This is a genomic window from Paenibacillus sp. 1-18, from assembly GCF_000520755.1.
Lineage (GTDB): Bacteria > Bacillota > Bacilli > Paenibacillales > Paenibacillaceae > Paenibacillus > Paenibacillus brasilensis.
Genome location: NZ_ASSB01000330.1, coordinates 46,418 through 69,510, shown reverse-complemented (window position 1 = coordinate 69,510; position 23,093 = coordinate 46,418). Strand labels below are relative to the sequence as shown.

The 23,093-nt window shown below is 46.4% G+C and carries 21 protein-coding genes and 1 pseudogene; all 22 read right to left on the bottom strand.

The features are described 5' to 3' along the window. Window positions 1-421, bottom strand: a pseudogene (locus L693_RS0121675) (regulatory protein RecX); the annotation flags it as partial. Between the two features lie 210 nt (window positions 422-631). After that, window positions 632-1,693, bottom strand: coding sequence for a recombinase RecA (recA, locus tag L693_RS0121670; protein ID WP_025719904.1), 1,062 nt, complete (start codon window positions 1,691-1,693; stop codon window positions 632-634). Between the two features lie 240 nt (window positions 1,694-1,933). Continuing rightward, window positions 1,934-3,202, bottom strand: a complete 1,269-nt coding sequence (locus L693_RS0121665; protein WP_025719902.1) for a competence/damage-inducible protein A — start codon at window positions 3,200-3,202, stop codon at window positions 1,934-1,936. Window positions 3,203-3,299: 97 nt separating this feature from the next. After that, window positions 3,300-3,887 (bottom strand): CDP-diacylglycerol--glycerol-3-phosphate 3-phosphatidyltransferase, encoded by a 588-nt coding sequence (gene pgsA / locus L693_RS0121660; RefSeq protein ID WP_025719900.1) that lies wholly within the window; start codon window positions 3,885-3,887, stop codon window positions 3,300-3,302. Window positions 3,888-4,096: 209 nt separating this feature from the next. Then, window positions 4,097-4,588, bottom strand: a complete 492-nt coding sequence (locus L693_RS0121655) for a YajQ family cyclic di-GMP-binding protein (RefSeq protein ID WP_007430096.1) — start codon at window positions 4,586-4,588, stop codon at window positions 4,097-4,099. 146 nt (window positions 4,589-4,734) lie between these two features. Continuing rightward, the gene (locus L693_RS30760) at window positions 4,735-4,899 is read right to left on the bottom strand and encodes a hypothetical protein (protein WP_167518738.1); all 165 of its coding nucleotides are present in this window, start codon (window positions 4,897-4,899) and stop codon (window positions 4,735-4,737) included. 83 nt (window positions 4,900-4,982) lie between these two features. Beyond that, window positions 4,983-6,074, bottom strand: a complete 1,092-nt coding sequence (locus tag L693_RS0121645) for a helix-turn-helix domain-containing protein (RefSeq protein ID WP_025719898.1) — start codon at window positions 6,072-6,074, stop codon at window positions 4,983-4,985. A 32-nt stretch (window positions 6,075-6,106) separates the two neighbouring features. Then, on the bottom strand, window positions 6,107-6,880 hold the full coding sequence (locus tag L693_RS0121640) for a DUF3388 domain-containing protein (RefSeq protein ID WP_025719896.1): 774 nt from the start codon (window positions 6,878-6,880) through the stop codon (window positions 6,107-6,109). 229 nt (window positions 6,881-7,109) lie between these two features. Then, window positions 7,110-7,364 carry a DUF3243 domain-containing protein gene (locus L693_RS0121635; protein WP_025719894.1) on the bottom strand — a complete coding sequence of 85 codons (255 nt, stop codon included), beginning with the start codon at window positions 7,362-7,364 and terminating at the stop codon, window positions 7,110-7,112. A gap of 102 nt (window positions 7,365-7,466) precedes the next feature. Then, on the bottom strand, window positions 7,467-8,234 hold the full coding sequence (gene ymfI / locus L693_RS0121630; RefSeq protein WP_025719893.1) for an elongation factor P 5-aminopentanone reductase: 768 nt from the start codon (window positions 8,232-8,234) through the stop codon (window positions 7,467-7,469). A gap of 20 nt (window positions 8,235-8,254) precedes the next feature. Next, window positions 8,255-9,535, bottom strand: coding sequence for an EF-P 5-aminopentanol modification-associated protein YfmH (gene yfmH / locus L693_RS0121625; protein WP_025719891.1), 1,281 nt, complete (start codon window positions 9,533-9,535; stop codon window positions 8,255-8,257). Between the two features lie 3 nt (window positions 9,536-9,538). Continuing rightward, the gene (yfmF, locus tag L693_RS0121620) at window positions 9,539-10,819 is read right to left on the bottom strand and encodes an EF-P 5-aminopentanol modification-associated protein YfmF (protein ID WP_025719889.1); all 1,281 of its coding nucleotides are present in this window, start codon (window positions 10,817-10,819) and stop codon (window positions 9,539-9,541) included. 159 nt (window positions 10,820-10,978) lie between these two features. After that, window positions 10,979-11,806 carry a spore cortex-lytic enzyme gene (gene sleB, locus L693_RS0121610; RefSeq protein WP_025719885.1) on the bottom strand — a complete coding sequence of 276 codons (828 nt, stop codon included), beginning with the start codon at window positions 11,804-11,806 and terminating at the stop codon, window positions 10,979-10,981. A gap of 227 nt (window positions 11,807-12,033) precedes the next feature. Next, the gene (locus L693_RS0121600) at window positions 12,034-14,706 is read right to left on the bottom strand and encodes an FtsK/SpoIIIE family DNA translocase (protein ID WP_025719884.1); all 2,673 of its coding nucleotides are present in this window, start codon (window positions 14,704-14,706) and stop codon (window positions 12,034-12,036) included. A gap of 103 nt (window positions 14,707-14,809) precedes the next feature. Then, window positions 14,810-15,022 carry a YlzJ-like family protein gene (locus L693_RS0121595; protein ID WP_025719882.1) on the bottom strand — a complete coding sequence of 71 codons (213 nt, stop codon included), beginning with the start codon at window positions 15,020-15,022 and terminating at the stop codon, window positions 14,810-14,812. Then, entirely contained in the window at window positions 15,019-15,867 is an 849-nt protein-coding gene (locus tag L693_RS0121590) for a ClpP family protease (RefSeq protein WP_025719880.1), read from the bottom strand. Before L693_RS0121590 ends, L693_RS0121595 begins: the two co-directional genes overlap by 4 nt. Window positions 15,868-16,097: 230 nt before the next feature. Beyond that, the gene (locus tag L693_RS0121585; protein ID WP_025719878.1) at window positions 16,098-17,777 is read right to left on the bottom strand and encodes a ribonuclease J; all 1,680 of its coding nucleotides are present in this window, start codon (window positions 17,775-17,777) and stop codon (window positions 16,098-16,100) included. A 343-nt stretch (window positions 17,778-18,120) separates the two neighbouring features. After that, window positions 18,121-19,002: a 4-hydroxy-tetrahydrodipicolinate synthase gene (gene dapA / locus L693_RS0121580; RefSeq protein ID WP_025719876.1), complete on the bottom strand. Its 882-nt coding sequence runs from the start codon at window positions 19,000-19,002 to the stop codon at window positions 18,121-18,123. A gap of 40 nt (window positions 19,003-19,042) precedes the next feature. Next, a complete protein-coding gene (gene dapG / locus L693_RS0121575) occupies window positions 19,043-20,260 on the bottom strand; it encodes an aspartate kinase (protein WP_025719874.1) in 1,218 nt (405 codons plus the stop codon). 36 nt (window positions 20,261-20,296) lie between these two features. After that, window positions 20,297-21,334 (bottom strand): aspartate-semialdehyde dehydrogenase, encoded by a 1,038-nt coding sequence (locus L693_RS0121570; protein ID WP_025719872.1) that lies wholly within the window; start codon window positions 21,332-21,334, stop codon window positions 20,297-20,299. A gap of 135 nt (window positions 21,335-21,469) precedes the next feature. Next, on the bottom strand, window positions 21,470-22,063 hold the full coding sequence (locus L693_RS0121565; protein ID WP_025719871.1) for a dipicolinate synthase subunit B: 594 nt from the start codon (window positions 22,061-22,063) through the stop codon (window positions 21,470-21,472). Continuing rightward, complete coding sequence (gene dpsA, locus L693_RS0121560) at window positions 22,060-22,959, bottom strand: dipicolinate synthase subunit DpsA (protein WP_025719870.1); 900 nt, start codon at window positions 22,957-22,959, stop codon at window positions 22,060-22,062. The genes L693_RS0121565 and dpsA overlap by 4 nt, the downstream gene beginning before the upstream one ends. Window positions 22,960-23,093 lie beyond the last annotated feature (134 nt).

Here is a 23,093-nt window from a genome sequence, read left to right as displayed (position 1 = left end):
GGCGGGCGTACAAATCATCATCCACGAGCCGTTCCCTTTCCAGTCGCGCCAACACTTCTTCTATAACAGCCTGATTCAGTTCCTTTTGCACCAATCGCTGTGCAATTTCCTGACGTGTACGCGGCTTTCGCCCCAAATAGTGGAGCGCATATACGTAACCCTGCTGCTTTTCATCTGCTAGAACAATATCTTCCAATTCTTTTTTGTCGAATGACGTTCCTTTAAACATATTGTACTTGATCATTACATCTTCCAACACGGACAGTGAATACGGGCCGAAATGAATAATATATCTTCCCCGTATGCGCCCCTGTCCCTGCTCCACCTTGGTAATCATCAATCCTTCGTTATCCGGAAAATGAGAAATACCTTGCTGTTCATTTTCCTCCGAGCTATATTCATCTTCATTCTGCAATTGCAATGTGCTTCCCTCACTTTGAAATTCACGAAGGCAAGCTGAGAGCGCTTGCCACGCAAAAGTTAGATTCCACTGACAGAACAGGCCGCGTTCGATGCAAAAATGCCCTGCACAACTGTGCAGGGCATCAGAATTATGCTATTCAAACGGACTGTGCCATAATCCCCAGGCTCCAGTTCACATGACAGAACAGAAACCAAGATTCAGCCAAGCTTATTCAAGCTCTAGCAATTCCTGCTCTTCTTTAGCTTCCTTCGCCAACTCTTCTTCTGTCGGTGGAGCAACCGTCGTAATTAAATTACTCGCCACCCGAATTTTTTGCTCGATTGTGCTAGCAATGTTCGGATTTTCCTTCAAAAATTGTTTCGCATTCTCACGTCCTTGACCGAGGCGCTCGCCCTCGTAGGAATACCAGGCTCCGCTCTTGTCGACAATGTCATGCTCCGTACCGATGTCGATCAAGCTGCCTTCTTTGGAAATACCCTCACCGTACATAATGTCCACTTCCGCCTGACGGAAAGGAGGGGCAACTTTATTCTTCACGACTTTAATACGTGTGCGGTTACCCACAATGTCGTTCCCCATCTTCAAGCTTTCAATACGGCGGACATCCAAGCGTACTGTTGAGTAAAACTTCAATGCACGTCCACCTGGTGTGGTTTCAGGGTTACCGAACATAACGCCTACTTTTTCACGCAGCTGGTTAATAAAGATAGCAATGGTTTTCGATTTATTAATGGCTCCAGACAGCTTACGCAATGCCTGCGACATCAAGCGTGCTTGAAGACCGACGTGGGAATCTCCCATTTCGCCTTCAATCTCTGCCTTCGGCACAAGTGCCGCTACAGAGTCAATGACGATAATGTCTACTGCTCCACTACGTACAAGAGCTTCGGCAATCTCCAGCGCCTGTTCTCCTGTATCTGGTTGTGAGAGTAACAGTTCATCAATATTGACACCCAGCTTGCTCGCATACGACGGATCAAGCGCATGCTCGGCATCGATAAAGGCGGCTTGTCCGCCTGTTTTTTGCACCTCTGCGATAGCATGAAGAGCTACTGTCGTTTTACCGGATGATTCCGGTCCATAAACTTCAATAATCCGGCCTCTTGGAAAGCCGCCCGTTCCTAACGCAATATCCAAAGCAATTGAACCACTGGGGATCGTTTCCACTTGCATGTGAGTGGACTCACCCAACTTCATAATGGAACCTTTACCGAATTGCTTTTCTATTTGACGGAGCGCCATATCCAGCGCAGCACGACGATCTGACAATAAACTCACATCCTTCATTGTTTGTACTTTAATAATACCTTGTTTTGACACGCTTGCCAAGCATTTTTTCGAACATACATTCGTTTTTTTGCTCAGCCGGTTCTCTACTATAATTGCATCCGTCTCTTAAAATAAAAAAAGAACCGCAGGCAAAAAGCTTTGCAACGGTTCTTCCGATACTATAATTATATCATGAATAGTCTATCAAAAACAACTCTACGATTCGCCATTTCTACATCATTAGGAGAGCTTCTCGTTCTCCACCAATCTTCGCCACAATCTGTACAGGATTGCTTTGACAGATCGCAGACGAATTGTTTCACGGTTTCCGCTGAGATTCAGCTCATATACTTCCGTTTCCTTGTCCCGTTCAGCAATGCTGATATATACCAAGCCCACAGGCTTTCGTTCGGAAAATCCGGGTCCGGCTACACCTGTGACTGAAAGTCCGAAATCGCTGTCCATGACCATTCTTGCCTGTTCTGCAAGCACAAGGGCCACTTCCTTGCTCACTGCGCCGGGCGCATGATCCCCTTCCAAATAATCATAAGGAACGTTAAGCAGCTTCATCTTCATTTCATTGGAATAACACACGATGCCACCTTGAAACATTACAGAGCTGCCCGGTATGGAAGTAATGTGTTCCATCAGCATCCCGCCTGTACAGCTTTCCGCAGCACTAACCGTTAGCCCGCGTTTGGACATCAGATCCACGATGACCTTCTCCAGCGTGACATCCTCGCTTGCATACATGTGTTCGGAAAGACGTTGTTGAATCTCTGCTTCCGCAACTGTCAGCTTGATTAATGCTTCGCTTTCACTAGCAGCCTTGGTGGATATGCGGATCGTGACTTCCCCTTCCTTGGCATAAGGAGCAATCGTCGGGTCCGTCTGAGATTGAATCAGATCTAGAAGCCGGGTTTCCAGCGCGGACTCACCAATCCCTGCAAATTTTAGCATTTTCGAATAAATCGGCATTTCCTTACCGCTTAATGCCTGCTGAAGCAGCCAAGGCTTCGCTTGATTTTCAAACATCGGTTTAAGTTCCTTAGGAGGCCCAGGTAAAATTACATAGAATTTACCATCTTGTGCAATTGCGTCTCCTATAGCCAATCCTGTCTCATTTTCAAGCGGAGTAGCCCCTTCAATAGAAAGCGCCTGCCGGCGGTTGTTCTCGGTCATTTCTACCCCACGGTTGCGGAAAAACTGTTCGAGCTTGTCCATGGCAAGACGATCTATGTGCAATTTTCGTCCGAGTACAGCAGCTATCGCATCTTTGGTCAAATCATCCTGAGTTGGTCCCAAACCACCGGAAAACAAAATAATATCTGCACGCTTCTGAGCCAGCCGTACCGCTTCCTGAAGCCGATCCATGTTATCGCCAACTACAGTCTGAAAATATACATCAATTCCGATTGCGGCCAACTCTTGGGACAGATATTGAGCATTTGTGTTCACGATTTGTCCAAGCAATAATTCTGTTCCTACTGCGATGATTTCAGCTTTCATTATCATTTTCCTCCTGTACTGCAAATGTTGTGGGAATTATGTAAAGAAACAGCAATAAGTATGGTCCCTATTGCTGCTTCCATTAAAATGTATCCTGTTAAACTTTGGAGGAACTCAGCAAATGAATATTCTTCACAAAGTAATCTATACCCGAATAAATGGTAACTAACGCAGCCGCCCACATCGCTATTAAATCAAACGGAATACCCAGAAAAACAAACGGGAAATTATTAATGAGCAGCGCTACAATAGCAACAATCTGAATGATCGTCTTTAATTTGCCCCAATTGCTTGCAGCGACCACTGAACCGTCCAGCAAGGCAATCTGACGCAGACCCGTAACCGCGAACTCACGGCTAACAATCACAACAACAATCCACGAATCAATCTTGCCCATTTCTACCAAAGAAACCAAAATGGCGGTTACCAAAAGCTTATCAGCAAGGGGGTCCAACAGCTTGCCCAAATTGGTGACCATGTTATTTTTACGTGCCAAGTATCCGTCAAGACCATCCGTGCTGGCTGCTATGAGGAAAATGATAGCCGCAATCAGCTGATTGTACGGCAACTTAAAAGCTCCGATCTCAATCGGCGGCGGATAAAAATCAAAATCCACCAGCAAAGCCAGCATCATCACCGGAATTAGGCAAATCCGCGTAATTGTAATTCTGTTGGGTAAATTCACAACACACTCTCCCCTGATTATCGTACTTGATTACAAATGGCAGTTTTCGGATTGAATTCAATCCTATGTAAATCGCTTCCGACAAGCGCTGTACACCTGAATTGTCTGCATTTTCGTTACAAGTATAATATGGTGCAAAACGCATGTCAAAATAACCTGCCTCACATCAAGCAACGTTTTTTCCTACACAAAGCCTGAGGGAAACGGCTTTATTTCATGTTCGTAAATTGGAGCTCCAATGGCAAATCAGCTTTACGCAGCAATTGAATGATCGCCTGTAAATCATCCCTGCTTTTTCCGGTCACGCGAATTTGATCACCTTGAATCTGACTTTTCACTTTTAGCTTGGAATCCCGAATCAGAATGTTAATTTTTTTGGCATTATCCTGGTCAATCCCTTGCTTGAGCGTAAGACGTTGGCGCACTGAACCTAAAGAAGCTGGTTCCAACTTGCCAAACTCCACATTTTTAAGAGACAATCCCCGCTTGACCATTTTAGATTGTAAAATATCAATCACCGCATTCAGCTTGTATTCGTCTTCCGATGCAATCGTAAGAGCTTCTTTCTCAAGCTTTAGGCTACTTTTACTCCCCTTGAAATCAAACCGTGTTTCAATTTCACGCTCCGTCTGATGAACGGCATTCGTTAACTCCTGCATATCCATTTTGGAGACGATATCAAATGAATTTTCTGAAGCCATCGTTTCACTTCCCTTTCCACAACAAAGTTCAATATCTAATTATAGGCTAGTCATTTGCAAAAATCCAATAATCCGCTCACTAAAAAGGCGCTCTTGCCAGTTTCACTGACAAAAGCGCCTTTATTTCATTTCACGATTCCAAATGTCTAATAGTGGACGCGGGTTGGAGTTCGGAACATATCCAAAACTCCAAGCACAATGTGAGCAAGGCCAAAGCCCAGTATGCCATAGCCCCAAGCACTCGGTGTCAGATAATAGCCAAGCAAGCTTACAATTATCCCCAGTCCGGTCACAATCCAGCTGACGGTCATAACGTATACACCTCACTTTGCGGAAATAAAATGACTGGCATCCCAAGAATTACAGTCATTAGTATTTACTCGCACGAAGATGTTTATTCGCCGTTCGTAGTTGTAGAGTCTGCACTGCTTTGCGCAGAATCCGTATTACTGCCTGTCGTCGAATCTGTAGGTGAACCCGTCACCCCGGCACTTGTTCCGGTAGAAGAAGGTTCTCCCTGCTGTATCAGTACACGAGTAGTCGATTTGTTATCGGTTATCGGCTGGCCAGCTACAGAAATGTCTGTGGCAGAAGAACGTCCTGATTTGATATATAAACCTTCGGGACCAATATCAAAAGACATGGCATCCCCGCTTTTAGTCATACCATAGCTCAGCTTTTCACCACGGGAGTTTTGTCCCTTGTACACCTCAAGCCAGCTTTCGCCCGTTGCTTTAATATCAACCTTGACCGTGGCCCCAGTCGCACTAGAGACCTTGAAAATCGTCGTTTTGCCTTGCTTGCCGTCCTGTGCCACAGTTACACCTTGTTGTGGCGCAGTCGTATTTGGCTGCTGGCTGTTGTCAGGTGAGGTTCCATTGGGATTATCAGTTACCGTACCACCTGGCTGAGTCTGTCCTGTCTGTCCTGTATCAGAGGTTTTCCCGCCACCACCGTTAGGAGCCGTCGTTTGGTTATTCGGTTGAGCTGGTGTTGTGTCCTGCGGTTGCGTCGTAGTTCCACCCTTCGTAGTATCAGGAGTAGACGAACTTGGTGTTGTGATCGGTGTTGTGTTTTCTGCTGTTTTTGGAGCTGTATGATTGTTGCTTACCCAATAAGCATAAATAACCCCACCAATAAGAACTAGAAAAAGCCACATTAACGCGGTAGGCAACCACTTAAGATTCCCAATTGTAGCGGGACGGCTAGAGCGTTTCTGTGTAACAGGCTCCATGACCGCTTCCGGTTCTGGTTCAGGTACATTGCTTTGATGTCCTTCCAAAATCTCATCGGGATTTAAACCGACCGTTTCGGCGTACGTTTTAATAAAAGCTTTGACATAAAAGCTTCCCGGCAGCACTTTGTAATCGCCCGTCTCAATGGCTTCCAGATAACGTTTGCGTATCTTCGTCATTTCCTGAACATCGTCAAGGCTCAATCCTTTTTGCAGCCGGGCCTCCTTTAATTGCTGACCCAGTTCTGACATGTCATCATCTCCTTGTATAATTACGCTTTTTTTTAAAGCTCTTCTGTATAACTGGCTGTAAAGGTATCATAGATAATTTCTTCAGCCGGATTATTGCGGAGTTCAATAATGAAATTAAAATCGTCAAAGCTGTATCCCGATTCACGCACAAATACGTCAGGATGCTCAATTACTTTAGTGCTTGGCATGCTCATAATTTCCTGAAGCAGGTGATAATGTCTTTCATTTGATCGAATCGTACTCACAATCCCGTCAATAATAAATACGTTGTTCGGGTTCATTTCCTCTTCGGAAAGCTGACTACGCACTGTCTGACGCAGAAGCGTCGAGGATACAAAAGTCCAGCGCTTCATGGCGCATACACTACTGGCAATTATAGATTCCGTTTTACCTACACGCGGCATTCCACGAAGGCCAATGACCTGATTGCCGTCCCTCTTTAATACTTCACCCAAAAAATCGACCAGCAACCCAAGCTCATCGCGAGTAAAGCGAAATGTTTTACGATCATCCGAGTCCCGGTCAATGTAACGACCATGTCTTACTGCCAATATATCGACCAGTCTCGGAGCACGCAAGGCCGTGACTGTAATGTTGCTGGCCTTTTTCAACGTGTCTCCGAGAATGCGTATTTTCTCATCATCGTCCGTTTCCAGTAACATTCCCCGTCTTTCGCCTTCAACACCATTGATCGTCAGTATATTAACCCCCAGAATACCAAGCATGGAAGCAATGTCCCCTAGCAGTCCGGGTCGATTTTTATGTATCTTGTACTCCATGTACCACTGTTTCGTTTCCTCCGTCACGTTAGCACCTCATTCAGATTCAAACCATCAAAAATTCCAATCAAAGCATTATTGTATCATAAAATAACATCATTCGACAAAACCAATTATTGAGACCTGAAAGGTATCCATTAAGTTGTATGCTTCAATCACGTTTATGATATATAAATTACAATGGAATTACAAGAACAGGTCTGTAACCATTACAGAAAAGCCCCCCAAAAGGGAGCTTTTCATGTGGATTCCTGCTTTATGCGTTGCTTTTGGCTAATTTGACCATTAACCGGGCGATGGTGTGACGCTCATTTTCATCGGCAACTTCCCACAGTTCTTTCAGTGCGCGGTTGGAATGGTTGGCTGGATCGACCTTTTCATCCAGAAAGTCACCAATTTCATAAGCAAGCTCTGCAATGGTATCCTGACTGATTCCCAGCTTCTCCGCTTGCTCTACACGCTGACCGAGGAACTTTTTCCAAACATCAAAATCCTTTACGACTGTTGACATGCTTAAATCCTCCTTAGATGATTCAGATTTAAAATCAACAGTTGTAATATTCTCTTCTCAGACGCTTACTATACTGGTGGATTCCTCCAAGCGCTGTTTTCCTTAAGTCACCCATCCTCCATTAGGACTTATGACCTGACCATTTATATAACCTGACTCAGGAAGTGCGAGAAAATATACCAGGGACGAAATTTCATCAGGTCGAGCCAATCGCCCGGCAGGAATTTCTTCTTCCAAACTGGTAATTTCCCCCTCATCCAAATGATCCAGCATCGGGGTATCCACTGCACCCGGAGCTACAGCATTTACTGTTACCCCGGAAGGTGCAACCTCTTGAGCCAACGCTTTCGTGAAAGCGTTAATGCCTCCTTTGGTGGTGGAGTACAGCACTTCGCACGAAGCACCACATATTCCCCACACGGATGACACATTTACAATGCGGCCATATCGTTGAGAAATCATATGGGGCATAAAAGCCTGCGAGCACAAAAAGGTTCCCTTAACGTTGACGGCCATCACTTCGTCCCATTCCGCTTCCGACACATCCGATAGCAGTCCATAATGAGATAATCCAGCATTATTTACCAGAATATCCGGCTTCATTCCGTGATTTTCAAGCTTTTCCCGCATACGTTCGATCTGCTCCTTGCTGCGCAAATCAGCCGACACGGTCATTACCTTGCCCGAATAAACCATACAACGACGGGCAACTTCGTTCGCTTTTTCATGGGACTTCATGTAGTGAATGACCACATTCATCCCTACCGAGGCAAAACGCTCGGCAATAGCCGCCCCAATTCCCCCACTCGCTCCTGTAATCAGCACGGTCGTATCGCCTATGGCTTTTAATGCTCCGTTCTTGATGGTCATCGGTTTCCTCTCCCTAGACATTACGGACTCACCACCAGAGATATTGCCATTTGATCCCACTGGATATGATTTTTGAGACGGCGATTTACATCCTCAAGTGTAATGCTTTCATAGATCGGAAGCAGCTGAAAAAAATCACTCCCCCGAAAACGATGCCTTGTAAATTCGTGCGCGATATTTTCGGGTGAGTTGAGTGTACGCAAATAACCACCGATTTTCTTTTTGCGTGCCCGTTCAAAATGCTCTGCAACGAAGCCTTGCTTCTGGATGGACTCCACCTCTTCACGTATTCGCGCCAGCAACCGATCAGGATCTTTGGTATCCCCGCCGATTGCAGAGAAAGCATACTGAGTCGTACAGTTATATTCATGACCAAAACTGTCCGAAATCAAATCCTCATCGTAAAGCTTTTGATACAGCTCTGTACTGGAACCGAAAAGGAGATCAAGCATCAGCTTGGTTTCCAAATCATCACGCAGCAACTCTTCACCCGTCAGACCAACCTTGGCTTCCTTGAATCCGAACAGCAGCTTCGGCAGAGAAACCGCCAGCTTCACCTCACGGCGCGGTTCTGCAACTGTGGTAGGTTCCTCATCAAAAATCCGCTCGATTTCTCCTTGCGGCTTATAGTCCTTTTTCGCCTGATTGTTACGCACCAGCTCTATCACTTCCGCCGGGTCCACCCCGCCGACCACAAAAAGAATCATATTGCTTGGGTGATAAAAAGCTTCATAGCAGCTATACAGCGTTTCCTTTGTGATCGTGCTGATGGATTCAACAGTACCCGCAATGTCAATATGCACCGGATGAACTTTGTATAATGCTTCAATCAGACCAAAGTAGCTCCGCCAGTCCGGATTATCCCCATACATATTGATTTCTTGACCAATAATGCCTTTTTCTTTCTCTACATTTTCATCTGTAAAGTAAGGATGCTGGACAAAATTGACCAGCGTGGTCAAGTTCTCCTGAATACGCTCGGTTGCGGAAAAAAGATATACGGTCTGATCAAAGCTCGTAAATGCGTTAGCCGATGCCCCATTGGAAGAAAAGGTAGCAAAAATATCGCCCTCAGGCTCTTCAAACATTTTATGCTCCAAAAAATGTGCGATGCCATCTGGCACCTTGATCGGCTGTTGACCTTCCACACGAAAATGATTATCAACTGAACCGTATTTTGTCGCAAAAGTAGCATAGGTCTTCTGAAAACCTGGTTTGGGCAACACATAGACGTGTAAGCCGTTATCCATTACTTCATAGTACAGCGTTTCCTGCAAATGCTCATAAGGTATGTGCTCCACCCGTTATTCCCCCTTCTGGTCTCTCAAAAAATAAATAGTGTCCAGTCGGAACGTCCGGGCGGCATCCTGAACATCCTGCACCTTGACAGCCTCCACCTGGCTCAGCAGCTCATCTACCGTCCGCTCTTTACCGGAAAGCTGTCTGTTAAAATCATAGGCAATCATTTCAAAAGCGGAGTCCTGCATTTCCTTGAGCAAGTTGCGAATCATCGCCTGCGTTTGAGTCATTTCCAGCTCGGTAATCGCTCCATTTTGCGCATCTTCCAATTGCTTGCGAATAATCGTAACCGCTTTTTCATAATTAGGAATTTCAATTCCGGACTGAATCGTGCCAATGCCTTTATGACCATCGTAACGCGAAGAGGCATAGTAGGCCAAGCTTTCCTTCTCCCGCACGTTGACGAACAGCTTTGAATGCGGATACCCGCCCAAAATTCCATTGTACATCAGAGCAGAAGCATAACGATCATCACCATACGTAATCGGGGTACGTAAACCCATGTTGAGCTTGCCCTGATTCACATCAAGACGCTCTACCACTGTTTGAATATCGCGCTCCACCGACTTGGGCTGTTCGGGAGCATACCCTGTTTCCGCTGAACGGTTTAACTGAAAATACCGATCAACATACTTCTCAACTTCATCCAGCGTTGTATCTCCTACAACGTATAAATCCATGCTGGCATGATTTAGCCATTCTCCGTAAGCCTGATACAAGCCCTGTGCATCTATATGTTCGAGATCGGATCGCTGACCGAGAGGGTACAGACGATAAGGCTCATCTTTACACATTTCCTCCAAGCAGCGTTCTGCGGCATAACGCATTTTATCGTTAACTATAGATTCCAGCTTCTTCCGAACATTTTCTCGTTCCTGCTGAACATATCCAGTTTGAAAAGCGCCATTTTCCAGGGCTGGCTTTGTTAATACTTCTCCGAGAAAAGCAAACGAACGATCCAGCAAGCTGTCCGAGCTGTTTACAAAGCTGTCATTAATCGTATCCATACGAAATTGTACGATCTGATAGTCACCGCGCTTATAAACATCAAATCCAAAGCCCGCGCCATACAATTGTTCTAATTGCTCTCTGAATTGTGTAGTCTGCGGATATGATTCTGTACCCCGGCGCAGTACGAATGGTGTCAGTCCCACTCGGGTTACAGTTTCCTCTCGGAGTGGAGTACCTACATACAACGATATGGCAAACGTCTTAAAGCGTTTGGTCGGCAGTACATGAATCCTTAATTGTCTGCGCGTGCCACGCTCGAAACCTGTTTTGTTCAAGTCCAAAACTCCTTTGTGGCGTCAATTTCGTCTAGCCTTTTATTAGCATGAGCCGCTATGAACCATTTTCCTGTAAAGAGGTAAAGTGTGCCAATCTTTATTCTAACCATGCAAAAGCCAAGAAGCAACCGGAGACAAGCTTCCGGCTGCTTCGGCGGTTTACATGCAAAAAATATGCTCACCAATCGTCTTCACCTGCGGACGGCTCCAAATCCATTTGGAGGTGGCTGTTTTCGGATTAAAATAATAGAGGCAGCCTCCGCTTGGGTCCCAGCCGTTCAGTGCCTGGCGTACTGCCTTCTGCGCAGTTTCATTCGGCGTGAGCCAGATTTGGCCATCAGCTACAGCTGTAAAGGCTCCCGGTTGGAAAATCACCCCAGATGGTGTGTTTGGAAAACTAGGGGATTTGACCCGGTTCAAAATAACTGCCGCTACGGCCACTTGACCTTCAAACGGCTCGCCACGGGATTCACCATAGACCGCATTGGCCATGATTTTAAGATCATTTTCAGATAGTCCCATCGTGTTGGCCGAGCCCATCGTTTCATCATTTTGATCATTATTAGCCGTCGTCTGACCCTTTGCAGAGCCTTGGTTGCTACGGTGCAAAGGAGTTTCTGTTGGCTTCCAATTCGGAGTTGCGTTCACCAGCTTCAATTTTGTTTTCGCTCCGACCACTCCATCTGGAGTCATACCAAATTCCTTTTGGAAACCTTTGACAGCCTTTAATGTACTGCTACCGAAATGGCTGTCCACTTGAGCGCCGAAAAAGCCCAGGAGCTTCAATCGTGATTGCAACTCATATACATCCTGACCGTAAGAACCAAAATTGATCGCTTCTGAGCTAAATGTCGGCTGAGAAGGCTGGGCCGCTTGTACTTTCTGTTGTGCGTGCTGCTGTACAGATTCATTTTTTAAAAGCCCTGTGTACGTAATAGCCGAGGCTACGAGAATACCCGTGCAAATCCAGACCATTGTCTTTTTCATATGCTGTGATCTACCTTTCTTTTGTGGGATTAACAGGATGGCTACGTTTATTATGACAAGCTCCGCTTGAAGCTATTCACCCTTTTAATCTTCTTTCAACAAGCAGCCGCAACACCTGAAAAAACAGCACAAAAAAACGCTGTCTGTACGGATGAAGTTGCCACATTGAAGCAACCACCCAAGCGTACAAACAGCGATTTAATGTTGTTCTGGATAAAAGCGAATAATCAGGAGCTAACTTTATTTTGCTGATATTGCTCTATTGAGATTAATACCTCCCGTGGCTTGCTGCCCTCGTAAGGGCCAATTACTCCGCGAGCCTCCATAGAGTCAATCAGTCGTGCAGCACGTGTATAACCGATTCTCATCCGGCGCTGAAGAAGAGATACAGAGGCCTGCTTAGCTTCCAAAATGATGTTGACGGCTTGATCATACAGCTCATCCAGCATTTCATCTGCATCAGCCGATACCTCCCCCACCTCCGGCACCAGCGTTTCATCATACTGCGCTTCACCCTGTTCACGCACGTAGTTAACGATGTTCTCCACTTCCTGATCACTCATGAACGCCCCCTGAACGCGAACCGGCTTGGAGGCTCCCATCGGCATGAACAGCATATCACCACGTCCAAGCAGCTTCTCGGCTCCGCCCATGTCCAGTATGGTACGGGAATCCACCTGCGAAGAAACACCGAAGGCAATACGTGAAGGAATATTGGCTTTAATAACTCCGGTGATCACGTCAACCGAAGGTCTCTGCGTTGCAATGATAAGATGAATGCCTGCGGCACGCGCCATTTGGGCAAGCCGGGCAATCGCATCCTCCACATCTCCGGCAGCTACCATCATCAGATCCGCCAGCTCGTCGACAATAACGACAATGTAAGGCAAAAATGCAGCCGGATTATCTTTCATCAGATTGTTATAGCCTTCTATATTACGTGTTCCTGATTTGGAAAATAACTCGTAGCGCTTTTCCATTTCAACTACGATTTTTTTCAAAGCAAGTGAGGCACGCTTCGGATCAGTCACGACTGGAGCCAACAAATGCGGAATTCCGTTGTACACGTTCAACTCCACCATTTTAGGATCGACCATCAAGAATTTGACCTCATCTGGCTTTGCTTTGTACAAGATACTTGTGATAATCCCATTAATACACACTGATTTACCCGAGCCTGTTGCTCCGGCTACAAGCAAATGGGGCATCTTGGCTAAATTACCGACAATCGTCTGACCTGCAATATCACGTCCGAATGCAATAGATAAATTGGAAGCTGATTCCTGGAAAACGGTCGTCTCCATTACCTCACGCATCGTTACGATGGAAACTTCATTATTCGGAACCTCAATTCCGATAGCAGATTTGCCAGGAATCGGAGCCTCCATACGGATATCTTTTGCAGCAAGCGCAAGCGCAATATCATCCGTCAGGCTCACAATCCGGCTGACCTTCACACCAATGTCCGGCTGAATTTCATAACGTGTTACGGCAGGTCCACGGACAACCTCCAGTACCTTCGCCCGCACACCGAAGCTTTCCAGCGTTGCCTCCAGCTTGCGTGCCGTCTGCATGTAATCCTTCTGCCCCATACCTTTGCCCGTATTTTGCGGTTTGGCCAGCAAACGAAACGATGGAAGCTTATACGGTTTAGGCGGCGGTGGAGCAGGCATAGCTGTATCGACACCTTCAGTCTCTACACCAGTTAGTCCGGTCGCAGTCGTCTGAGCTTGTCCTTCAATACCTCCCGTTGGACTCTGAGCCGCTGGTGCATCATCCATATCTGTGTTCACAGCAGCATCCGTGAAGTTATCATCCAGCCGCTCATCATAGACAGAATCCGACTGCTCTGCCCCTGCCAAAGACTCCTCAGATTCAGCTGCTGATCTTCTTTCCTCATGCTTCACCTGTTCAAAGAAATCCCGAATAATCGGTGACCTTTTTACCGGAGTTGAAGCTTCCTCCTCAGCATGCTCGACCATATCAGGCCGCTCTTCCCCATGACCTGCGTTTCTCCAATGGGGTTGTGCAACCTCAGCTTCATATGGAGGCTCATGATCATCCTCATTCATGTGGACGGAATGCTCTTCCTTGTCAGCTTTATCTGATTTTTTAAGACCAAACAACTGAAAGAAAATCGGCTGCTTGCCTGCCGGAGGCTGCATTTCTTCAAAGTCATCATCCATATCCTCCTCATAAGCAGGAATGGGCTCGGACTTAACTTTTCTATTGCTTCTGCCAGATGCCGAAAGTGGAGTAGCTTTACCATTCCACTTTTTTCGTATGATCCCCCCTGCTGCCAGTAGCTTGGTTCGTACAATCCGTACCAAATCCACATAAGACAGCTGGGTCAAGAGCATGAAGCAAATAACAAACATTACAATCATAATCAGCTTGGCTCCTGTAAGACCGAACAGCCACAACAGAACGGTAAGCTGCAATGCGCCGACATACCCACCGCTAATATCCTTGTTCAGCATGGAGGTATGACCTTGCTTGTCAGGCGACAGCAACTGCTCACGCATATCTATATGTATTTGGCTCATCACTCCGCCCGGCTGAAGCGCGTTAATCGGCCCCAAACGCTGCTCCATGGATGATATAGAACTCATAAGTGTAAAGGCAAATACCAGTAACAGCAATCCCGTTTTACGGGAGTTCCACTGGTTCGGCCATTTACGGTGAATCATCACCATCAGACCGTAATAAATGCCAATCAGAGGGATAACAAAATAGAATTTTCCCAGTACAAGCCCGAACATCTTGGATAGCGACCGACCAACCGCCGCTTCACCCGATAGCGCAATGACCGCCAATGTAATCAGCACAATGCCGTAAATTTCAAATTTTAGTACTCCGCCAAACACTGCTTTCTTTTTCTTTTTTCTTCTTCTGGACATACAAGGTCACCCCCCAGAAGAATATTATACCACGTCACTCGGTATCCGCACATATGTTCTTTTTCAACAATACACGACCTATTTTTGTGTTATTCGACACCTTCTACGACCACTCGATGACTTTCCCTGGCTCATAACGCGGATTCAGGTAGGCTTCCAGTGGACAGTCCAACAATCGGACAATGACTCCTCGGCGACTTTCGAGAGGCTGCACCTGCATAAGCAAACCATCCACCCGAACCTCAGCAACCCCCTCTGGCTCCTTCCACATACCTTCCCACACCATTTCCATTGGCATCACAGTATATAAGGTCATTGGGGCATCCCCCCATTATGCTCACCTGAAAGTGTCCCTGTAGGGCTACCCGTAGCATTGGGTGAAAAAGAAGCAAATGGGGCCTGCTGCTGAGTCCCTGGCATCCCGTTTTGCTGGCGTCGTGTTTCAATGATGGTGTTCAACTGTTTCAGTGCCTCTCCGATGCCACCAACCGCATCCATCAATCCATATTTTACTGCATCAGCTCCACCAACTGCTGTACCAATATCGCGGTTTAATTCCCCGGTTTTGAACATCAGTTCCTTGAACTTCTCTTCCGTGATACGGGAATGGGAAACGACGAAACGCACGACACGCTCCTGCATTTTCTCCATATACTCAAACGTTTGCGGTACTCCGATGACCAGTCCGCTCATACGAATGGGGTGAATGGTCATTGTCGCACTCTCGGCAATATAGGAATAGGTAGATGATACGGCAATCGGCACACCGATACTATGCCCTCCGCCAATGACGATGGTCACCGTTGGTTTACTCATGGAAGCGATCATTTCAGCAATAGCCAGCCCTGCCTCTACATCACCACCAACTGTGTTGAGCAATATCATTAAGCCTTCGATCCGTTGATTTTGCTCTGCCGCGACCAGTTGAGGAATGATATGCTCATATTTTGTCGTTTTGTTTTGAGGCGGTAAAATGAGATGTCCTTCAATTTGGCCGATAATCGTCATGCAAAAAATATTGGATTCACTTCCAGGCATGGAGGTTTGTCCCAACTGCTGTAAGGCCTCCATTGCAGGTAAAGCAGGTCTTTGCCCAACTTCAGGTTGATCCGGCGCTTCCGTTTCCTCGTTGCCAGATGATAAGTTGCTGTATTGTTCCATATTGGGTGATCTTCCTTTCGCTTTACGCATCTATGTGACCCGTATTCACCCTATAGTATGGGATGAAAATGGAATATTTTATACCCACTCCCATACGTTCGACTCAGCTAAAAAAGCCAAAAAAGCCTCTCAACCCGCGGAAACCGTCCAATATTTCCTGCGGGAGAGAGGCGACTGTGTGCCTGTGACTTAAGTTTTTAATTCAGGTTTTCCAACAAATTTCAATTGACTCACACTTCCATTATAATTGGCAGGATCATCGGTCTGCGACGAGTTTGCTCGTACAAGAAGCGACCCAGTGCATCCTTGACATTTGTCTTGAGGGAAGCCCATTCATTTACATTTTCACTCATGAGTTTATGCAATGTACTTGAGACAATACGATTGGCTTCATCCAACAAGCCTTCCGATTCACGAACATATACGAAACCACGGGAAATGATATCCGGGCCCGATTTAATCGTGCCATCTTGCTTGCTCAGCGTTACAACAACAACCAGAATACCGTCCTGTGAGAGCAATTTACGGTCACGCAATACGATATTTCCTACATCCCCTACACCCAGTCCGTCGATTAGGACGTTGCCTGCTGTAACTTTACCAGCTCTGCGTGCCCCGCCGTTCTGAATTTCAATGACTTCACCTATATCTGTGATGAAGATATTTTCAGGCTCTACACCTACTCCTTCAGCAAGAAGAGCATGACGGCGTTGCATCCTAAACTCACCGTGAATTGGCAGGAAGAATTTAGGTTTCATCAGGTTCAACATCAGCTTGAGTTCTTCCTGGCTTCCGTGCCCGGATACGTGGATCCCCGGATTAGCTGCGCTGTAATATACATTGGCACCTAAACGGAACAATTCGTCAATCGTGCGACCCACATATTTTTCATTACCAGGTACCGGAGTAGCTGCAATAATAACCGAATCTCCCGGAAGGATATCTACTTTACGATGTGTAGAACGAGCCATTCTTGTCAAAGCGGACATTGGCTCGCCCTGACTGCCTGTGCAGAGAATAACTACGCGATCTGCCGACATTTTGCCAACTTCTTCAGGCTCGATCAGCATTCCATCTGGAATTTCCAAATAGCCCAGATCAGAAGCAATTCCTACAACATTAACCATGCTGCGACCGATAACCGTCACTTTGCGTCCTGTCGCTTCCGCAGCATTAATAACCTGCTGAATACGGTGAACGTTGGAAGCAAAAGTTGCTACAACCACACGCTGTCTCGACTTACGGAAAATATCTTCCAGCACGATGCCAACGCTCTTTTCCGAAGGTGTAAAGCCCGGTTTCTCAGCATTGGTACTATCTGACAAAAGAGCCAGTACGCCACGTGCACCGATTTCAGCCATACGCTGTAAGTCTGCATATTGTCCGTTAACCGGAGTATGATCAAACTTGAAGTCGCCTGTATGAACAACAGCACCTTCAGGAGTATCAATGCATACACCTACAGAATCCGGAATACTATGGTTTGTTTTGAAGAATGTGGCCTTCAGCGTGGAACCCAGCTTGATTTCGGAATCAGCATTGATCAAAATACGTTTGGTTTCGCCAAGCAGATTCGCTTCCTTCAGCTTGTTCTCCACCAATCCCAGCGTCAATTTGGTACCGTATACCGGTACATTCAAATGTTTCAGCACGTAAGGCAAACCGCCGATATGGTCCTCGTGACCATGAGTCAGCACAATGCCTCTTACTTTGTCGCGGTTCTCTGTAAGGTAGGAAATATCAGGAATAACGATATCAATGCCAAGCATGTCCTCTTCCGGGAATTTCAGACCGGAATCCACCACGACAATGTCATTGCCGTATTGAACGACATACATATTTTTCCCGATTTCTCCGACGCCGCCCAAAGCGAAAATCATCAATTTATCGTTGTTTGTTTTTTTAGACAAATGAATCTAAACCTCCTATGGTAGTTGGACGTCGTACCTTGATTTGTTTATTTAATTTTCAAAAAAATACCGCACCCAGTCACTTGACCCCATTATACATGATTAAAATACGAAAAAACAAGTCATCCTGTCTGTTACGTTAGGTTTGCCATCGCTGTTTAAAAGCATTAGTCCAGTCCATTTATCTAGACAGATGGTTAAAAGCACGACAAAAAGGGCGCTCCATAAGAACGCCCTTCATGCCGAAGGATCTTCAGGCTATAAATTCTCTCGGTTTTGCTGATAGGATTACCTCTGACAATATACTCCTACTATGAGTCAACTCTCACTGCGGGATTTTTAATTATCGAGTAAATAACTTCTTAATAAACTCCGCTTCCTCCTCGGTAGGAGGAAGAAGCGGCAGCCGAACCGAACCTACCTTAACATCCCGCAATTCCAATGCGTATTTTACAGCGACTGGATTAGGCAGAGGATGAGGACAGCCAAACAAGCCTTTGAAAACCGGAAACAACTGCTGATGCAACTTTGTTGCCTCCTGCGCACGCCCTTCAACAAGTGCTTCGATCATCTGCTTCATTTCTGCGCCTACCACGTGGCTGGCTACGCTGATAATACCGTATGCGCCTACAGCCATAGCGGGTAGTCCAGACGCATCATCACCTGAATAAACTACAAAGCCTTCTGGGGCTGCCGCTGCAATCTGTGTAACCTGCGCGAGTGATGCGCATTCTTTGGTGCCCACAATGTTCGGGATTTGTGCAAGACGCAACGTCGTTTCAGTTGTCAGACTCGCTGCGGTGCGACTTGGAACATTATACAATAAAGCTGGAAGGGAAGTAGAGTTCGCTATGCTTTCAAAATGCCGGAACATCCCTTCCTGATTCGGTTTGTTATAATAAGGCACTACCAGAAGCACACCGTCTGCTCCTGCCTGCTCTGCGGCACGGGTCAGGTGTATTGAATGACGTGTATTATTACTTCCAGTTCCGGCAATGATTTTACATCGTCCGGCTGCCTTTTCTACAACAAATGCAAATAGCTTGATTTTTTCATCATCACTCAGAGTAGGGGACTCGCCTGTTGTCCCTGATACGACCAGTGACTCTGAATGTTGTTCTTCTATTAAATAATCAATTAACGAGGACAATGCAGCCCAGTCAATCTCTCCTTGCTGATCAAAAGGTGTCACCATCGCGGTAATCAGTCTGCCGAAGTTCACCATGCTGCCTCCTTTTTTTGCAAGTCCGAGCACGGACATGCGCCTACTGATGGAGTTCGAATTTATTATGCAATGCGCGTACAGCCTGCACCATATCATCTTTTTTTACAAGTACCCAGATGGTCGTGTTGGAATCTGCCGATTGAAGAATCTGTACATCTGAATCTGCTAATGCCTCTACAATCGTCGCCATAATGCCCGGTACCCCGTTGATACCTCCACCTATGACTGAAACTTTAGCACATCCGGCCAGAATCTTAGGCTCTAGACCCAAATTGTTCAATACTTCAACTGCTTTGCTTCCATCCTGATCCGACACAGTATAAACCGCTCCGGATGGAGTGACATTAATAAAATCAACGCTGATTCCGTGCTCAGCCATAGCTTTGAATACCTGCAGCTGCAAATGTTCCAAACCTGGCTTTAATACTACGGTAATTTGAGTGACGTTGCCGACATACGCAATACCGGTCACGAAACGGTCTACGATGTCTGCCTTCACATCCTTGAAGCCTTCAGGGTGTGTAACCAGCGTACCCTCTCCTTCAGAAAAGGTGGACCGAACACGAACCGGAATATTCGCCTGCATAGCGATTTCAACAGCACGTGGATGGATAACCTTTGCTCCCTGATGAGCCATATTACAAATTTCCGTATAGCTAACATGCGAAAGCGGCTTGGCATTTTCTACAATACGCGGATCTGCGGTCAATATGCCGTTTACATCCGTATAAATGTCAACCATATCCGCATGAAGAGCAGCACCTAGCGCAGTGGCTGATGTATCACTGCCACCCCGGCCCAGTGTAGTCATATCACCGTTTGCCGTCTGTCCCTGAAAACCTGTCACAATAACGACCCGGCCCTGATTCAGCTCTTCCACAATTCGATCCGGCTTTATATCCAAAATACGGGCATTGCCGTATTGATCATCCGTAACAAAACCTGCCTGTGCACCAGTCAGCACCGTAGCAGGAATACCTTCCTTCTCCATCAGGCTGCATAATGTAGCAGCAGAAATGATTTCACCACAGCACAGCAGTAAATCCCGTTCGCGCTTCGGAAGACTATCGCCGTTAGACGCCGCCCAATCGAGCAGCGTGTCCGTCGCATAAGGCTCTCCTTTCCTCCCCATGGCCGATACAACAACAACCAGTTGAACATTTTGTTCCAGTTCTCTCTTCACATGTCCCAGCACAAGTTGGCGTGCTTCGGGTGTGGACAGCGAGGTCCCCCCAAATTTTTGAACTAAAATACCCATCATTCTTCCCCCATCTTACTCCCTGCCTTGGGAACGTTACTCCGCATTTGCAGCAATAATTTCCGCGATTTGCACCGCGTTCCATGCCGCTCCCTTGAGCAGATTGTCGGATACAACCCACAAATTTAATCCACGGCTATTGCCCAAATCACGGCGTACACGTCCCACAAATACATCCGGCTTTCCTGCAGCTTCGGATGCCAGCGGATAAAGCTGCGCAGCAGGATCGTCCACCAGCGTTACTCCAGGAGCTGAAGCAAGCAGATTGCGGATTTCTTCTAAATCATAATCTTTTTTAAGCTCTACATAGACAGATTCCGAGTGACCGTATACGACAGGAATACGTACACATGTTGCCGTTACGTCTACGGATTCGTCACCCAGTATTTTTTTCGTTTCACGCACCATTTTCATTTCTTCCAGTGTATAACCGTTGTCCTGGAATTTATCGATTTGCGGGATAGCATTGAAAGCAATTTGATGCTTCACTGGCAATGAACCCACCGGCAACAGATCAGGCTGAACTTCCTCACCATGAAGGATCGCTGCACTTTGACGATTCAATTCATCAATGGCACGACTTCCAGCGCCGGAAACTGCCTGATATGTGGATACAATTATACGAGAAATGCCATACTTATCATATAATGGTTTCAAAGCAGCTACCATCTGAATGGTGGAGCAATTGGGGTTGGCAATGATACCCTGATGCTCGGCAATTTTGTCGCTGTTCACCTCAGGTACTACAAGAGGAGCTGTCGGTTCCATTCGGAATGCATTCGTATTGTCAATGCAAACTGCCCCGTGACGAACTGCATGTGGTGCCAGTTCCTTACTTACGTCTCCACCTGCACTAAACAAGGCAATGTCGATTCCTTCAAAGCTGTCGGGGGTAGCAATCTCTACTGGAATCTGCTGACCTTTAAAGTTAATTAACGTGCCGGCAGAACGAGGCGAAGAAAGAAATTTGACTTTGTCCACAGGAAAATCTCTTTTTTCCAGCAGATTTACGATTTGTTCTCCTACAGCGCCTGTCGCTCCAACGACAGCTACATTAAACTTTCTATTGCTCATCTGGTGTATCTCCCCTTCTCGACTAAAAAACCATTTTTTTATTCTGAAAGCATCCACCGCCAACAAGAAATTAGACCCGATACATAATCGAATCATCTTCTAGGCGAGGGATGCTCAGCAGTTAACTATAGTACTTCATAGGGTCTTGCGTTCCACAATCATCGGCTGAAGCTGTTTGCCCTGCATTGCTTCGTAAGCAGCCTCCGGAATCAGCTCCATATTAGCCACAAGCGAGTTTGGCTTTTTAAGTGGATTGTCCTGTCCAAACGGCACAAAAAAGATGTTTTTAGCTACGAGTAACTTGGCGATATTGGCAGCATTCAGACCCAGACCATCATTAGTAGATATGGCCAAAAGAAGTGGACCACCATTGCGTAGATGCGCCTTGGCAGCCATTAAAACCGGACTGTCTGTCATCGCATTCGCCAACTTGCTCATCGAATTCCCCGTCAAAGGTGCAATCACCAGCACATCGAGCATTTGGGAGGGCCCCAGTGGTTCAGCCTCCACAATTGTAGAAATGATATCATTCCCTGTTATATCTTTCAACTGTTTTTGCCAACTTTGCGAACTACCAAAGCGAGTATCCGTTGTTAGTACCGTATTGGATATAATGGGAATGACCTTAGCACCCTCATCAACAAAGCGCTGTATAACAGGCATTACCTCTTCAAATGTGCAATGTGAGCCTGTAATGGCATAACCTACTGTTTTCCCTTGCCAACTCATTGTGCATCCCCCCGCTCAGGATTATCTTCCATTAACAACTGCACCAGTGTATTCGCTATAATGGTACCAGCAGTTTTGGGAGCAACAATACCGGGAAGGCCGGGGGCAAGCACAGCCGTAATTCCACGTTTTTCCGCATAACGGAAGTCACATCCGCCCGGGGCGGAGGCAAGATCAATAATCACGGTGCTCAGTGGCAATTTAGACAGGATTTGCGCTGTGATTATCATAGAGGGTATCGTATTAAAAATCAAGTCAACTCCCTGTGTCTCACACGCTAGATCCCTTGTCATAAAAGGGCTCCATCCCATTCCCACCGCTCTCGCCGCTTCCTCTGCCCGCCGTACTCCAACCTTCACCTTGGCTCCCAAGCCCTGCAGTACCCTTGCCATGGTAAATCCAGTCCGTCCCATGCCCAGAACCATGCAATCGGCACCATGAATCGTAAAATCTGTATGCTGAATGGCCATCATCAATGCGCCTTCGGCCGTAGGTATGGAATTGTATATGGCTACATCATCTCTATCCAGCAGCTCCACTAGCTTCAAATCGTGCCTGTTACAAATATCTTTTAAGTATGTCCTCGCCATCCCTGTGTACACAACGCAATGCGGTGGAAGAGCAGCAGCATGCTCATTCAAAAATTGGAGCTTTTGCGCTCCAAAAAGTGCAGTCACGTTCCCTTCCTCATCGCATCCCACAACCGGCAGAATCAGCGCGTCTGACGATTCCAGCAGCTTGACTGACAATGGCTCTAGTGATACTCCTTTAAGTGGCGCTTCAAGCTTATCAAAACCAACCACGCTGACAGTAGCATCCATGTCCACACATTTGCGGATGACTTCAAGCTGCCTTGCATCGCCACCCAAAACAAGGATGCGTATTCCTGTTAGCATCCGGATCACTCCTTTCCGAGACACGATATGCTTTTATTCTATGCAAGCGCCCGGAAAGGGGTGAAAAGCAAAAAAAGCCGCCCATGATGATGGGACAGCTTTTTTTGTGTATTTATATGCATAAAATGATCATA

Excerpts from the sequence above, each read along its gene's own strand:
- L693_RS0121665 (WP_025719902.1), bottom strand. The coding sequence starts at position 3,202 with ATGAAAGCTGAAATCATCGCAGTAGGAACAGAATTATTGCTTGGACAA.
- L693_RS0121655 (WP_007430096.1), bottom strand. The coding sequence starts at position 4,588 with ATGGCTTCAGAAAATTCATTTGATATCGTCTCCAAAATGGATATGCAG.
- L693_RS30760 (WP_167518738.1), bottom strand. The coding sequence starts at position 4,899 with ATGACCGTCAGCTGGATTGTGACCGGACTGGGGATAATTGTAAGCTTG.
- L693_RS0121645 (WP_025719898.1), bottom strand. The coding sequence starts at position 6,074 with ATGTCAGAACTGGGTCAGCAATTAAAGGAGGCCCGGCTGCAAAAAGGA.
- L693_RS0121635 (WP_025719894.1), bottom strand. The coding sequence starts at position 7,364 with ATGTCAACAGTCGTAAAGGATTTTGATGTTTGGAAAAAGTTCCTCGGT.
- ymfI (WP_025719893.1), bottom strand. The coding sequence starts at position 8,234 with ATGACCATCAAGAACGGAGCATTAAAAGCCATAGGCGATACGACCGTG.
- sleB (WP_025719885.1), bottom strand. The coding sequence starts at position 11,806 with ATGAAAAAGACAATGGTCTGGATTTGCACGGGTATTCTCGTAGCCTCG.
- L693_RS0121600 (WP_025719884.1), bottom strand. The coding sequence starts at position 14,706 with ATGTCCAGAAGAAGAAAAAAGAAAAAGAAAGCAGTGTTTGGCGGAGTA.
- L693_RS0121595 (WP_025719882.1), bottom strand. The coding sequence starts at position 15,022 with ATGACCTTATATACTGTGATGCCAATGGAAATGGTGTGGGAAGGTATG.
- L693_RS0121590 (WP_025719880.1), bottom strand. The coding sequence starts at position 15,867 with ATGGAACAATACAGCAACTTATCATCTGGCAACGAGGAAACGGAAGCG.
- dapA (WP_025719876.1), bottom strand. The coding sequence starts at position 19,002 with ATGGTGAACTTCGGCAGACTGATTACCGCGATGGTGACACCTTTTGAT.
- dapG (WP_025719874.1), bottom strand. The coding sequence starts at position 20,260 with ATGGGTATTTTAGTTCAAAAATTTGGGGGGACCTCGCTGTCCACACCC.
- L693_RS0121570 (WP_025719872.1), bottom strand. The coding sequence starts at position 21,334 with ATGAGCAATAGAAAGTTTAATGTAGCTGTCGTTGGAGCGACAGGCGCT.
- L693_RS0121565 (WP_025719871.1), bottom strand. The coding sequence starts at position 22,063 with ATGAGTTGGCAAGGGAAAACAGTAGGTTATGCCATTACAGGCTCACAT.
- dpsA (WP_025719870.1), bottom strand. The coding sequence starts at position 22,959 with ATGCTAACAGGAATACGCATCCTTGTTTTGGGTGGCGATGCAAGGCAG.